Source organism: Jejubacter calystegiae, assembly GCF_005671395.1.
GTDB classification, from domain to species: domain Bacteria; phylum Pseudomonadota; class Gammaproteobacteria; order Enterobacterales; family Enterobacteriaceae; genus Jejubacter; species Jejubacter calystegiae.
Genome location: NZ_CP040428.1, coordinates 2,923,945 through 2,937,600, shown reverse-complemented (window position 1 = coordinate 2,937,600; position 13,656 = coordinate 2,923,945). Strand labels below are relative to the sequence as shown.

The 13,656-nt window shown below is 58.2% G+C and carries 12 protein-coding genes; 6 read left to right on the top strand and 6 right to left on the bottom strand.

The window, feature by feature from the left end:
- The first annotated feature begins 231 nt into the window (after positions 1–231).
- Positions 232–2,319 (top strand): RecQ family ATP-dependent DNA helicase, encoded by a 2,088-nt coding sequence (locus FEM41_RS13400; protein WP_138096445.1) that lies wholly within the window; start codon positions 232–234, stop codon positions 2,317–2,319.
- 7 nt (positions 2,320–2,326) lie between these two features.
- Entirely contained in the window at positions 2,327–3,562 is a 1,236-nt protein-coding gene (locus FEM41_RS13395) for a DNA-processing protein DprA (protein ID WP_138096444.1), read from the top strand.
- 34 nt (positions 3,563–3,596) lie between these two features.
- On the opposite strand, the gene nei is transcribed toward FEM41_RS13395, so the two are convergent.
- From nei to FEM41_RS13365, 6 genes are read right to left on the bottom strand one after another with little or no spacing between them, the layout of a single operon-like run.
- Positions 3,597–4,391: an endonuclease VIII gene (nei, locus tag FEM41_RS13390; protein WP_138096443.1), complete on the bottom strand. Its 795-nt coding sequence runs from the start codon at positions 4,389–4,391 to the stop codon at positions 3,597–3,599.
- Positions 4,392–4,409: 18 nt separating this feature from the next.
- On the bottom strand, positions 4,410–5,351 hold the full coding sequence (gene pxpC / locus FEM41_RS13385; RefSeq protein ID WP_138096442.1) for a 5-oxoprolinase subunit PxpC: 942 nt from the start codon (positions 5,349–5,351) through the stop codon (positions 4,410–4,412).
- On the bottom strand, positions 5,345–6,001 hold the full coding sequence (gene pxpB / locus FEM41_RS13380; protein WP_138096441.1) for a 5-oxoprolinase subunit PxpB: 657 nt from the start codon (positions 5,999–6,001) through the stop codon (positions 5,345–5,347). Before pxpB ends, pxpC begins: the two co-directional genes overlap by 7 nt.
- Positions 6,002–6,021: 20 nt before the next feature.
- The gene (locus tag FEM41_RS13375; protein ID WP_138096440.1) at positions 6,022–6,765 is read right to left on the bottom strand and encodes a type 2 GTP cyclohydrolase I; all 744 of its coding nucleotides are present in this window, start codon (positions 6,763–6,765) and stop codon (positions 6,022–6,024) included.
- Positions 6,762–8,189, bottom strand: a complete 1,428-nt coding sequence (gene phrB / locus FEM41_RS13370; protein WP_138096439.1) for a deoxyribodipyrimidine photo-lyase — start codon at positions 8,187–8,189, stop codon at positions 6,762–6,764. The genes FEM41_RS13375 and phrB overlap by 4 nt, the downstream gene beginning before the upstream one ends.
- Positions 8,186–8,878 (bottom strand): YbgA family protein, encoded by a 693-nt coding sequence (locus FEM41_RS13365; RefSeq protein WP_138096438.1) that lies wholly within the window; start codon positions 8,876–8,878, stop codon positions 8,186–8,188. The genes phrB and FEM41_RS13365 overlap by 4 nt, the downstream gene beginning before the upstream one ends.
- A gap of 164 nt (positions 8,879–9,042) precedes the next feature.
- Here FEM41_RS13365 and FEM41_RS13360 point away from each other — a divergent pair, with 164 nt between their 5' ends.
- Genes FEM41_RS13360 through FEM41_RS13345 form a run of 4 tightly spaced genes read left to right on the top strand, consistent with a single transcriptional unit; the run spans position 9,043 to position 13,617 of the window.
- Complete coding sequence (locus FEM41_RS13360) at positions 9,043–9,549, top strand: MarR family winged helix-turn-helix transcriptional regulator (protein WP_168198799.1); 507 nt, start codon at positions 9,043–9,045, stop codon at positions 9,547–9,549.
- On the top strand, positions 9,533–10,909 hold the full coding sequence (locus FEM41_RS13355) for a c-type cytochrome (protein WP_241666495.1): 1,377 nt from the start codon (positions 9,533–9,535) through the stop codon (positions 10,907–10,909). The genes FEM41_RS13360 and FEM41_RS13355 overlap by 17 nt, the downstream gene beginning before the upstream one ends.
- A gap of 7 nt (positions 10,910–10,916) precedes the next feature.
- A complete protein-coding gene (locus FEM41_RS13350; protein WP_138096436.1) occupies positions 10,917–11,369 on the top strand; it encodes a (2Fe-2S)-binding protein in 453 nt (150 codons plus the stop codon).
- Position 11,370: 1 nt separating this feature from the next.
- Positions 11,371–13,617 carry a xanthine dehydrogenase family protein molybdopterin-binding subunit gene (locus FEM41_RS13345; RefSeq protein WP_138096435.1) on the top strand — a complete coding sequence of 749 codons (2,247 nt, stop codon included), beginning with the start codon at positions 11,371–11,373 and terminating at the stop codon, positions 13,615–13,617.
- The last annotated feature ends 39 nt before the right edge of the window (positions 13,618–13,656 follow it).

Sequence of the window (13,656 nt, the reverse complement as noted above, 5' to 3'; positions counted from 1 at the left end):
CCGGACACCAGAAATTAATGGAGAGCGCCGAAGGGCCTCTCCGTTTTTATTAACCCCGATATCCCCACATCCAGACACCCTCGATCCGGTTCGCAAAACAGACATCTCGACGCCATGACATATTGCGGGTTATTCCTTTTTAAGCGAAGGTGCCTGCTGCTAAACCACCGTTTTTAGATAACCCATATGTGCAACAGGAGTGCGAACGCATCGGTATATCAGGGAGCGATCATGGACAAAAATCAGGCGCAGCAACTACTTCAGACCGCACTGGCAGACCCAAATGCCCAATTTCGTGATGGTCAGTGGGAGGCGATCGATGCCTTAGTCAACCGGAATCACAAGCTATTGGTGGTGCAACGCACCGGCTGGGGGAAAAGTTCGGTGTATTTTATTAGTACCAAAATCTTTCGTGACAGGGGACTCGGCCCCACGATTATTATCTCTCCCCTACTGGCGCTAATGCGCAACCAGATCGAATCCGCGGCCCGTCTGGGCATTGTAGCGGAGACGATGAACTCCGCGAATACCGCAGACTGGCAGGCCGTAACCCAACGTATGCGGGATAATCAAATCGACTGTCTGCTGATTTCCCCTGAACGTCTGGCGAACGACACCTTTATTGAAACGGTATTACACCCTATCGCTGACCGCATCGCGCTGATGGTCATCGACGAAGCCCACTGCATTTCCGACTGGGGACATGATTTCCGCCCTGATTACCGGCGAATTGTCAGCATCCTGCGCCAGATGCCACCGGGGACTCCAGTGCTCGGGACAACGGCGACCGCCAACAACAGAGTGCTGGATGATATCAAAACGCAACTCGGTGATATCGCTATCCAACGGGGCTCGCTGTCTCGCGAAAGCCTTGCACTACAGACACTGATACTTCCCGATCAGGCATCACGTCTGGCATGGCTGGCCCAGGTGATTCCGGCTCTCCCCGGGACAGGTATTGTCTACACATTAACGGTCCGTGATACGGAGCAGGTTGCTGACTGGTTAAATAGTCGGGGGATTAATGCCCGTGCCTATCATGGCAGCATTGAGGCCGCAGGCTTCGAAAATAGCAGTATTTATCGCCAGCATCTTGAAGGGTTGCTGCTCAACAATCAGATAAAGGTTTTAGTCGCAACCACGGCTTTGGGCATGGGCTATGACAAACCGGACTTAAGTTTTGTCATTCACTACCAGGCGCCCGGCTCTATCATCGCATACTACCAACAGGTGGGACGTGCGGGGCGAGGTATCGATCGTGCGATCGGTATTTTGATGTCGGGTGTGGAAGATCGGGATATCCATGAGTTTTTCAGAGAGTCTGCGTTTCCATCACAGGAGCAGGTGAATGATATTCTTCATGCACTGGAAGAGAGTGACGGACTGACCCTCCGCGAAATTGAAGCACAAACTAACCTGAGTTTTAGTCAGATCGAAAAGGTGCTGAAGCTGTTAAGCGTAGAGAACCCTGCCCCCGTTCTCAAGGACCACCGTCGCTGGGTAAGGACGCCGGTACATTATCAAATGGATCATGCCCGTATCAGGCATCTCATCCAGCAACGGGCTGTGGAGTGGGCGGAAGTGCAAAACTACCTGACCGATGCGAACTGCAAAATGGCCTTTCTACGCCATGCCCTGGACGACCCGAATCCAACGCCTTGCGGAAAATGTTCAAGCTGTATGGGGAAACCCGTTATCAATCAGTCTATTGAATCCAACCTGGTTCATCAGGCTGGCACATTTTTAAAGCGTGCTGAAATGGTCATAGAGCCCAAAGCCCAGGTTGCTGCCGGAGCCTTTGTGGAATATGGTTTTAAAGGTAACTTACCGCAATCATTACGGGCTCAGGAAGGCAGGGTATTATCCCGCTGGGGGGATGCCGGCTGGGGGCGAATCGTCGCACAGCATAAACGCGCCAGATACTTTGGTGAGGAGCTGGTAGAAGCGATGGCTGAAATGATCCAACAGCGCTGGCTGCCCAATCCCGCCCCACAGTGGGTGTGCTGCGTACCATCACGTCAGTATCCGGACCTGGTACCTGATTTTGCCCGGCGACTGGCCGCCCGTTTAGGACTCCCTTTTGTTGATGCTATCAGCAAAATCAAAGACAATCAGCCGCAGAAAAACCAGCAAAATCGCTTCCATCAATGCAGAAATCTGGATGGCGCCTTTGCGGTTAGCCAGAACTTACCTGAAACACCTGTTTTACTGATCGATGATATTATCGATTCCGGCTGGACGCTCGTCGTTATCTCAGCGTTATTGCAACAGGCAGGCAGCGGCGTTGTGTATCCCACTGCCCTTGCTCATTTTCGGTGAAAAACGCATGAATTTATCCCCCACAGCCCAGGCGACATTACTACTGACCAGCTATTTTTCTACGTCAGGTAGTGAAGATACCCGCCCGCTTTCGAATACCGAGTGGGGCCGGTTTGCCTTGTGGTTGAAAGAAAAGTCGACGACGCCCGCCGATTTACTGCTCTCTGAACCAAAAGCATTGCTCACCAGTTGGCACGATCCCCGGATCGGTGCGGATCGAATATTGCGATTATTGAGCCGGGGACACAGCCTGGCACTGGCTGTAGAAAAATGGCAAAGGGCCGGTCTTTGGATTGTCACCCGTTCCGATCCTGAATATCCCGGGCGCTTAAAACAGCGGCTCAAAACAGACTCGCCGCCGGTACTGTTTGGATGTGGCAATAAGGCTCTGTTAAACGCCGGAGGGCTGGCGGTGATCGGTTCCCGAAATGCCAGTATTGCCGATCTCTCTTTTGCCGAACTAGTGGGCACCAAAGCCGCAGCCGAAGATACCGCTATCGTGTCAGGGGGGGCCCGCGGCGTTGATGAATCGGCAATGTCGGGGGCGATGCATCAGGGGGGGATTGTGGTTGGGGTGCTGTCCGACGGCCTGTTAAAAGCAGCGACCAGTGTGAAATGGCGCAACGGGTTGATGAGCGGCAATCTGGTTCTGATATCGCCTTTTTATCCCGAAGATGGATTTAATGCCGGTAACGCCATGGCTCGCAATAAATATATCTACTGCCTGGCGGACAGTTCTTTGGTGATTCACGCCGGTAAAAAAGGGGGCACGCTAAACGGCGCGCAAGAGAATCTGAAAAAAGGCTGGGTCCCCTTATGGGTAAAACCCACCTCTGATGATACTACCGCCAATACAGAGCTTGTTGCTCAGGGAGGTCACTGGTGTGAATCAGATATCCAGCGTCTGATGCTGTCCAGCCTGTTCGAAAATACCCCAACCGGTAAGAAAGAAGAAAGACAGGTCGATCTCTTTTCCCTGCACGAACAGCCTGAAATCTTCGCTGGCGGGATGGCGGAAAGCCGCCATGAACAGACCGACGAGAAGCCATTATCGCAGCAGATTGATTTCTACCAGTTGTTCATAACCGAACTGTACCGGCTTGCCGCAACCCCTGTAACGGTTGATTATCTGGTGGAACACACCGGGCTGCATAAATCGCAGATCAATGACTGGTTAAAACGGGCAACAGAGAGCGGTCTTATCAAAAAGCTCAGGAAGCCGGTACGCTATCAAATACAGTAGAAAAGCGCCCCCGGCGTTTTTTTATGGCTGACGTTCAGCGCTGACAGTGTGGACACCAGTAAAAAGGCCGCGATGAGAGCATTCCGCGCTCAATCAGGTTGCCGCAGCGTTCACAGGGCTCACCGTCGCGGTGAAACACCCGAAACCGGAAGGTGGCGCCGTGGTGTCGATTTTCATCCTCCCGTCCCCGGGTCTGGTACGACAGGCGCGGTATCGCCAGACAGGCCTGAGCCAGTTCGGTCAACTGGCTATCCGTGAGATCGACCGGGCGGTGCTGCGGAGCCAGCCGCACCTGCCACAGAATCTCGACCCGCAGATAGTTTCCCAGACCAGCCAGAAACGCCTGATCCAGCAGCAGCCCGCTCAACTGACGGCGGCAAAACGGCTTTGACAGCAGCCTGGCCTTCACCTGCTCCAGGGTCAACGTCATATCCAGCACGTCCGGCCCGACCCGTAATAAGAACGGGTGACGCGCCAGCCCCGCCTCATCGAGGATCTCGATATCCGAAGCGCTGTACAGCAGTATTGCCCGTCTGCTCGTTGCCAACCGTACCCGCAGACTGCGTTTACTCTCCTGCGGGAGAGCTCCCGCTTCGGCTACCCGCCAGACGCCATAGAGCTGGTTGTGCGAATAGAGCGTCAGTAGGTTGGAAAAATGGGTCAGCATCGCCTTACCGCGCGTTTCGATACGCTCGATGCGCTGACCGGTCAGAACAGATTCAAACGGCTTAAGGTGAGGAAAGGCGAACCAGACTTCCGTCAGCGGTTCGCCAAGAACGGCATGTTCCAGCCTATCCGCCGCACGACGGATCTCCGGCCCTTCAGGCATAACAAACTCCCTGCCCCGCTACTGCGCGTCTGCCTCCTGCTGCAGGCGCCATGCGAGTTGATCCAGATAAAGCCGCTGGTCATGGCGCGCTTTCAGCGCCTCTTCCAGCGTACACTGTACAAAATGGATGGGTTCCCCCAGACGGATCTGCGCCAGGTGGTACAGATCGGCTTCAATGATCGCAGCGATACGCGGATAGCCCCCCGTGGTCTGAGCGTCGTTCATCAGTACGATCGGTTGCCCATTATGCGGAACCTGGATCACGCCAGGTAGCAATCCGTGCGATAGCAGCTCCCGCTGTTCGGTTCGCGCCAGTACCTGTCCCTGGAGGCGATAGCCCATGCGGTTGCTCTGTGGGCTCAAATGCCAGGGCAGACGCCAGAAATCATCACGGGACTGTTCGCTGAACTCATGGTACTCAGGCCCAGGCAGCGCCCGAATTCGGTTGCCCCACAGCAGTTGCTTTACCCCGGCAGAGTCATGGAATTCATGGCGCGCATCGCCAATGGCAATCGCATCGCCATCCGCCAGCTGGCGCCCCTTAAAACCACCGAAGCCTCCTTTCAGATCGGTACTGTGCGACCCCATCACCTCGGGCACTTTCAGCCCCCCCGCCACCGCCAGATAGCTACGCATGCCATGGCGCGGCAATTTCAGCTCCAGACGCTGGCCGTTATGGTACGGCAGCCGCCAACCGGTCCAGACCGGGTGGCCATCCAGTACGGCGTCGCAGTCAGCGCCGGTTAACGCAAACCAGCCGGCGCCGCGAAACTCAATCACGCAATTGCCGAGCGTGACCTCCAGACCAGCTGCATCACGGGAATTGCCCACCAGCGCATTGGCGATAATCAGCGATGGCGTATCCAGCGCTCCGCTGCGGCTAACCCCGGCCAGCCGGTAACCGAAACGCCCGGTATCCTGCACCGTGGTCTGCATCCCGGCACGAATAATCTTTAGCACACGCCCTCCTTCTGTGGCACAAAGCGCACGTAGTCACCAGGGCTCAGCAGCGCTGGCGACTCGCGCTTAGGATCAAACAGCCTCAGGGAGGTCCGGCCAATCAGCTGCCAGCCCCCCGGCGTTGCCAGTGGATAGATACCGGTATGGCCGCCGCCAATGCCTACTGAACCGGCGGGCACCTCCAGTCGGGGGTCGGCCCGACGCGGTACCGCCAGCGCCTCCGACAGCCCCCCCAGATAGGGGAACCCTGGCTGAAAGCCCAGAAACCAGACCACATAATCCACCGAGGCGTGCATCTCCACGGTCTGAGACTCCGTCAGGCCTGCCTGGCTGGCGACCCAGGGGAGATCCGGCCCAAATTCGCCGCCATAGATAACCGGAATCTCTATTCGATTCGGCGTGGGCTCCAGCGCTTCGCTCTCTTCCCACCAGCGCTGTAAACGTTCGAGAGCATCCAGCACCATAGTCTGGGGATCGCGCAGGATAACGGTGATGTTATTCATGCCAGGGATGGCTTCAGTCACCTCCGGCATCGTCGCCAGGCGCTGCGCCAGGCCCCAGATTCGCTTTTGACTTTCCAGGGAGACCGGCGGCTCCAGTTCCAGAACCGCTGCACACTCCCCTAACAGATAACAGCGCGCTCTTTGCACATTTCCCTCTCTTGCAGAACTCAGGCAGGGTTAGGAATATCGACGAAAGTCACGTCGAGGTCGGTATTGGCCGACAGCCAGTCACCCAGCGCTCGCACGCCGCCGCGTTCGGTGGCGTGGTGGCCAGCCGCATAGAAGTGCAGCCCCTGTTCACGGGCAGAATGGATGGTCTGTTCGGATACTTCGCCGGTAATAAACGCATCCACACCAAAGCGGGCAGCGGCATCAATAAAGCCCTGACCGCCGCCGGTGCACCAGGCCACGCGCTGAATTTTTTCCGGCCCGGTATCACCGCACCACAGCGGCTTACGGCCAAGTCTGGCTTCCAGCCAGGAGGCCAGCTCCAGCCCGGGAACGGTCATATTCAGCTCCCCCCACGGCACCAGAGGTTCGATTTCACCTTTCACCTCAATGCCCAACAGCGCCGCAAGCTGCACGTTGTTACCCAGCTCCGGGTGTGCGTCCAGCGGCAGGTGCCAGCCATAAAGGTTGATATCGTTAGCCAGCAGGGTTTTCAGCCGGTTACGCTTCATGCCGCGAATCACCGGGTTTTCATTTTTCCAGAAGTAGCCGTGGTGTACGATCACCGCGTCCGCCTGCTGGCGCACGGCTTCATCAAGCAACGCCTGGCTGGCGGTAACGCCGGTGATCACTTTTTTCACCTCGTCGCGCCCTTCGACCTGCAGACCATTCGGCGCATAGTCGCTGAAGGCAGCGCTGTTCAGCTTCTCATTAATCAGCGTTTCCAGTTCAAAATTTTTCATCGTGATGACTCCTTGTTGCGGGCTGCCTGATACGCAGCGAGGGTCGTCTCGCGCGCCTGCTTATGATCAACGAGCGGGCGGGGATAATCCAGTACCATTCCTTGCTTATCCGCCCATTCCCAGGGCGCATGCAGCGCGCTGCCGGGCACGGCGTCGAGCGCCGGTAGCCAGTGGCGAACAAATGCGCCGCCGCGATCAAACTTCTGCCCCTGGGTCGTAGGATTAAAAATACGAAACCACGGCTGAGCATCGCATCCCGTAGAGGCCGCCCACTGCCATCCGCCATTATTAGAGGCCAGGTCGCCGTCGATCAACTGAGACATAAAATAGCGTTCTCCCTGGCGCCAGTCGATACGCAAATCCTTTATCAGAAAACTTGCCGCAATCATACGCAGGCGGTTATGCATCCAGCCTGTGGCGTTGAGCTGGCGCATCGCGGCATCCACAATCGGAAAGCCGGTTCTCCCTTCACACCAGGCCTGGAATCCCTGCGGATCGTCACGCCAGTCAATCGCCGCCGTCCAGGGAATCAGCGGCTGGTAGCGACTCATCTCCGGGCGCGCCACCATCACCTGGCGATAAAAATCCCGCCAGATGAGTTCTTTGAGCCAGACGGCGCCCGGGCCCCCTGTCAGCGCATCGGGGTGGTTTTCAAGGAGCTGCACCAGACACTGACGTGGCGACAGCGCCCCCACGGCAAGCCAGGGCGAAAGACGACTGGTGCCCGGTCGCGCCGGAAAGTCGCGCTGCGCATCATATTCTGCCGCAGTCTGATGGCAAAACGCCGCCAGCCGCGCCTGTGCAGCCACCTCTCCAACGGGAAAGTCCGCCTCCGATACCGTCTGTTCGGGATAGTCAAAATCCGGGATATCCGGCGCCCTCAACGGCGTACCGCAGGCCGATGGCGGCGCCACGCATTCGGGCAGCGCCTGGCTCAGACGACGAATCACCGCCCGACTAAATGGGGTAAAGACCTGATATGACGTACCGCTCCCGGTGGTGACGCTGCCAGGCGCCAGCAGTACGCCGTCATCAAAACCCTGACACGTCACTTTGCCATCCAGCGCCCGCTCCAGTGCCGCATCACGCCGTCGCTCATCCAGTTCGTACTGGTAGTGATAGAACAGCTCCGTCACCCGGTGCCGCTGACAGAACGCATCAATCCAGTCAACGCTGGCGCGGTAGTCCGGCACCACGGCAACCTGGAGCGGAATACCGAGTTCCGCCAGTGAACGCCCTAACGCCGCGACATGCTGGCGGATAAACCAGGCCTGGCGTGGTGCCATGGAATGCTGCTCCCACTGTTGCGGCGTCGCAAGATAGAGCGCAATAACGCGTGCGCCATCCCCGCGGCAGGCCGCCTTTAGCGCCGGATGATCGTGAATACGCAAGTCGCGGCGAAACCAGACCAGCCGGGTCGTCATGGCCGCCCTCCACTCAACTGAGCCAGCGCCGGGGGCAGCGGCTGCAGATAACGCTGCTGCGCCAGATACTCATCCGGGGAAAGCGCCAGATACTGTTGAATGAGCGCCACAGGCTCGGCAAGCGAGCTTCTCCCTTCCCGATAATCCAGAATCTGTTGCGTCAGCGCCTGACGCTGCGTCGCGTCTAACTTTCCCCTAAAATAGCCCTGCATATGCATCAGGGCATTGGTGTGATCGCCCCGGCTCGCAGGTTGGGCCAGTAGCGCCATGAGTCGCTTGCGATACTCCACAAAAAACGCCTGTGGATCGCGCCAGCGGCTGAATCCGGCCACAAAGGGGCCGATTTCACGATACAGCGGCTGGGAATGCGCCAGTAATAATAACTTGTAGCGACTGTGGAATACGGTCAATGCGCCGCTGCTAATCCCGGCGGCGCGCAGTTGATTCAGCTCTGATAACGCCAGCACTCGTCGGCAAAAGTGCTCCCCCACCGCCGTCTGGGCTACCGCCGGAAGCCAGGGAATCTGAGCAGCGATCTGCTCTGCCTCCGCTGTGCTGGCGCTGATAAAACCGCACAGGGAGTCTGCCTGTTGCTGTAACCGATCCGGGCTCAGGCAAATAAAATGCAGCCCGGGTAGCCGAACGTCATATGACTCGTCATCCACGCCGATTAACATGATGTGATCCATCCCTTCTCCCAGGTGAGGATACCGTTAAGTGTAGCCAGCCCATGGCAGGCCTTTCGTTAACCCGCTTTTGCCATTACGTTCACAAAATCGCAACCTTTATCTTGTCCGGCGTCGATAAATTTGTTTGCATGTGCAAACAAATTATTAAGTCGATGAGAGGCGTTATGGCAAAGCAGCAGCAGGCAAGGGCCTTCCCGCTGGGGATTCATCTGGATGTCACCACCCGCCTGTGGCGTACCGCCATTGAGCGTGCACTCCCCTTTACCCATATCAACCGACCGCACTGGCTGGCGCTGAGTGCCATTGAAGAACTGGGCGACGGCTGCAATTTGAAAGCCATCGTCGGTCATCTGAATAGCGAAGTCTCCACCATCTCCCGGGCTCTGAAGTTTCTGGAACAGAATCAGCTGATCGTTCGCAGTAGCGGCGGCAAGGATCGCCGGGAAAAAGGCGTCTGTTTGACATCAGACGGCCGCGCTGTTCTGGCCCGACTCGACAGGGAAGCCGAACGCGTACGCCAGCAGCTGCTGGCAGAGATTCCGGCGGACGATCTCGACACCTTCTATCGGGTGCTCGGCGCCATCAAAGGCAATGCACTGACGCTTATCTACGGCCAGGCCGTACCCGAGGAGTTCCGTACTGCGGAGACCAGCGATGAGAAGAAAGGCTAAGTTGCTGACCTGCCTGCTCCTGCTCGCCGTCACGCTATCTGTCCGGGCAGAGCTTTCCCGTGAAGATAAGCAAGCGCTGATACACGGCGAATACCTGGCAAAAGCCGCCGACTGTGCCGGATGCCACCGGGGCAGTGAACCCGGCGCAGCCCCATACAGCGGCGGGCTGGCGATAGCAACACCGATGGGCGCCATCTTCTCTACCAATATCACGCCTTCCATACGCTACGGCATTGGCGCATGGAGCGAAGCTGAATTCCGTCAGGCGCTCACCGAAGGCCGCCGTCGGGACGGCGCCCTGCTCTGGCCCGCCATGCCATACAGCGCTTATAGCGGGATGTCTGAATCCGACCTCCATGCGCTGTGGATCTACTTTCGTTACGGCGTTGCGCCGATAGAGCACTCTGCCCCCGAAACCCGGCTGGACTTTCCCTTCAACTGGCGTGGCGTGATGTGGATATGGAATCAGCGCTACCTGAAAGTCCCTGTCCCCATCGCCCCTGTCGTCACGCCAGAACAAAAGCGCGGCTATTACCTGGTCGAAGTGCTGGGCCACTGCTCCGCCTGTCATTCACCGCGTGACGCGCTACAGGGTGAAGTCAGCGACCATCGCTTCTCCGGCGCCAGCGTGGCCGGCTGGCACGCGCCCAATATCACGGCGGACCCCATCAGCGGCATCGGCGACTGGCGCGACGACGAACTTATGAACTACCTGCGCCACGGCCACGCCCCCGGCAAAGGCAGCGCCTCCGGAGGAATGGCGGAAGCCGTCAGCTACAGCCTGCGCTGGCTTAATGACGACGACCTGCGGGCGATGGTGAGCTATCTGCGCCTGATCCCGGCCCAACACGATGCCCGGGACCGGCAAGCCGCCTGGCGCTACGCCGGTAACGCCGATGCCCCCCTTAGCGCAAGCAGCCGGGCTGGTGAAACGCTGTGGAGGAGCGCCTGCGCCATCTGCCACCGCGATGACGGTGCAGGATCCATGGAGGGTCGCTTCCCGACGCTGCGCCATAACACCACCAGCGGCGCCAACCGACCGGATAATCTGGTGATGACCATTCTGGAAGGCACCCGACGCCAGAACGGTCAGGCGGAAAGCGTTATGCCTGCTTTTGGTCACAAGCTGAATGACCAGCAGATCGCCGATTTAACCAACTACGTCCGCACCCGCTTCGGCCAGGGCGACCAGGCGCAACCGGTCAGCGCCGCCTTTGTTGCCCAACAGCGTGAAGGCGGAGAAAAACCGCTGCTGCTGCGTGCGCTCCCCTGGCTGACAGGGGGCATCGTCGTACTGGTCATCCTGATTACCGGCGGATGGCTGTGGCGCAGAACACAACGGGCCAGGGATCATCAGTGAGGTCAGCATGAAATTTATTCTGAATGGAAACGCCGTTAACTTCCAGGGTGAAACCGATACACCGCTGTTATGGGTGATTCGGGAACATTTCCGGCTTACCGGCAGCAAGTTCGGCTGCGGTATTGGCGCCTGCGGAGCCTGTACCGTGCAGGTAGATGGCAAGGCGGTACGATCGTGCTGCTATCCGTTACGCCTGGTGGAAGGCTGCCACGTGGTCACCATCGAAGGACTGGGGGCGGAACGCCGTCATCCGGTGCAGCAGGCGTGGATTGACGAAGACGTTCCGCAGTGCGGTTACTGCCAGTCTGGCATGATTATGGCCGTCAGCGCCGCTCTGGCCCAGAAACCGCGACCAACAGAACAGCAGCTCATCCGCCAGATTAGCAACCTGTGCCGCTGTGCCACCTATCACCGCATTCGCGCTGCGGTTAAGCGTCTGACTCAGGAACCGGAGGTATAAGATGGCCCTTACCCGTCGCGAACTGCTGAAATACGGCGCCGCCGGTACCCTGTCGCTACTGCTGCCCATTGGCATCGGCGCCCGGGCCGCCGTGGTTTCTCAGGCTGCCACGCCGCCTGAACTGAACGAAATCAACGACTGGATCTGGGTTAGCCCCGATAATCAGGTCGTTATCGGCGTCTCTCAGTGTGAGGTCGGCCAGGGCATCTATACCGGTCTTGCCAGCGTGGTCGCCGCTGAAATGGATGCCGACTGGGAGCAGGTTAGCGTCCGCTTCGTCACCGGCCGTGACGCCTACCGGCAATCTTCCGGCGGAGAGCCTTTTCCTCAGCAGTTTGTCGCCGCATCAACCTCTATGACCCAGTTCTGGGAGCGTACCCGACTGGCTGGCGCCCAGGCTCGCGATCTGTTTATTCGCGCTGCGGCGCGTTACTGGCAGGTCGATGCCGCCACGCTGCGTACCCATAAGGCTGAGGTGCTGGACGACGCGCACCGGCGTCGGGTCACTTACGGGCAACTGATTCCACTGACCCGGGAACTGACGCTAAATCCCCGACCTCATTTGAAAAACCGCAGTGAAGAGCAGCAGACCGGTATGATCGGTACCGCCCTTTCCCGAGTCGATACGCCAGAAAAAGTGGACGGATCGGCACTCTTCGGTATCGACATCGCGCTCCCGGAGATGCTAACAGCCGTGCCCTGGATGGGCCCTTCGCTCAACGGCAAAGTAGGCGCCCTGCGCAACGAAACTGAGATTCGCGCCATGCCCGGCGTGGTGGATCTGATAATCAGCCGTCACTGGTCGACCATGAATATGGTAAAACGGGATCCGGACCTCTCCCCCAACACCGTACTGGTGGTGGCGAAAAGCTTCTGGCAGGCGAAAAAAGCGGCAGAAAAGCTGGATGTGGCGTGGATCTACAGCGAAAAAGACAACTTTTCCAGCCAGACCCTGAATGAGGATAACCAGCGGGCGCTGAACCGTAATCAACCGATTATCGCCACTGACCGCGGCGATGCGCCTGGCGCTATTGCTGCGGCCAGAGCGAGCGCATGCTACCACGAGGCGCGCTATCAAACCGAATATGTCACCCATGCCACCCTGGAGCCCTGTAACGGTACCTGCCTGGTTGAATCGGATCGGATCACGGTATGGGGGCCGTTTCAGGGACAGGATCTGACGCGTATCGTGCTGGCAAAAATGTTTGGTCTGAAACCGGAAGATGTCACGCTGAATAATACCCTACTCGGCGGCAGCTACGGACGGAAATATCTGCCCGATGCCGTGATGCATGCAGCGACGGCCTCGAAGGCGACCGGAAAACCGGTAAAGGTGATCTATCCCCGGGCTATCGATATTCGCCACGGCTATTACCGCCCCGGCGAACTGGCTCACTACCAGGCGGTCCTGAAGCCGGATGGCTACCCCCAGGCGCTACGCGCCCACTGCGTGGGGCACGGCCTGTTCGCCCAGCTGCATCAGCACCGGGTGGAAGAGCTCGGCGGCTGGGATGAAACCATGGTGGAGTGCCTGTACAACACTCGCTACTCCATTCCCGAGCTGCGGGTGGAAAATACCCTGGTACCACAGCCCATCTCACTGAGTTTTTTGCGCGGCGTTGGCAGTGTCGCCAGCCTGTTCTGCCTGGAAAGTTTTATCAGCGAACTGAGTGATAAAGCGGGCATTGATGAATATCAGTATCGCTACAACCTGTTGCATGAGGCGCCAGAGATGCAACGCGTCCTGAAAGCCACGGCAGACGCAGCTAACTGGTCGACGCCGCTGCCGGACAACCACTATCGCGGTCTGGCGGTTAATATCTGGGTGGCGCGCGACGAGGCTTTCGTCAGCTATGTGGCACTGGCGCTGGAAATTGCGGTTAACGGCAGCGACTACCAGGTCACGCGAGCGGTGTGCGGTATCGACTGCGGAAAAGTCATTAATCCCAACCTGATCCGCTGCAATATTGAGGGGGGAATCGGCTTTGCGCTGACCGGCGCCTGGTACAGCCATCTGCACTTTGAACAGGGCGGCGTGGTAGAAAGCAATTTTGATGATTACGGACTGCTGCAACTACACGAAATGCCGGAGATTGAGGTGGTTATTCTGGAAAGCGATCGCCCGCCTCAGGGATGTGGCGAGGTCTCTACCGCCGTTGTGGCACCTGCGCTGGCCAGCGCGTTACGCAAAGCAACCGGTCGCCCGTGGCGTGAGTTGCCGCTACCGCGGCGGTTAAGCTCAACATAAGAAACACATTGATGATAAAACCCGTACGCCCATACCGCC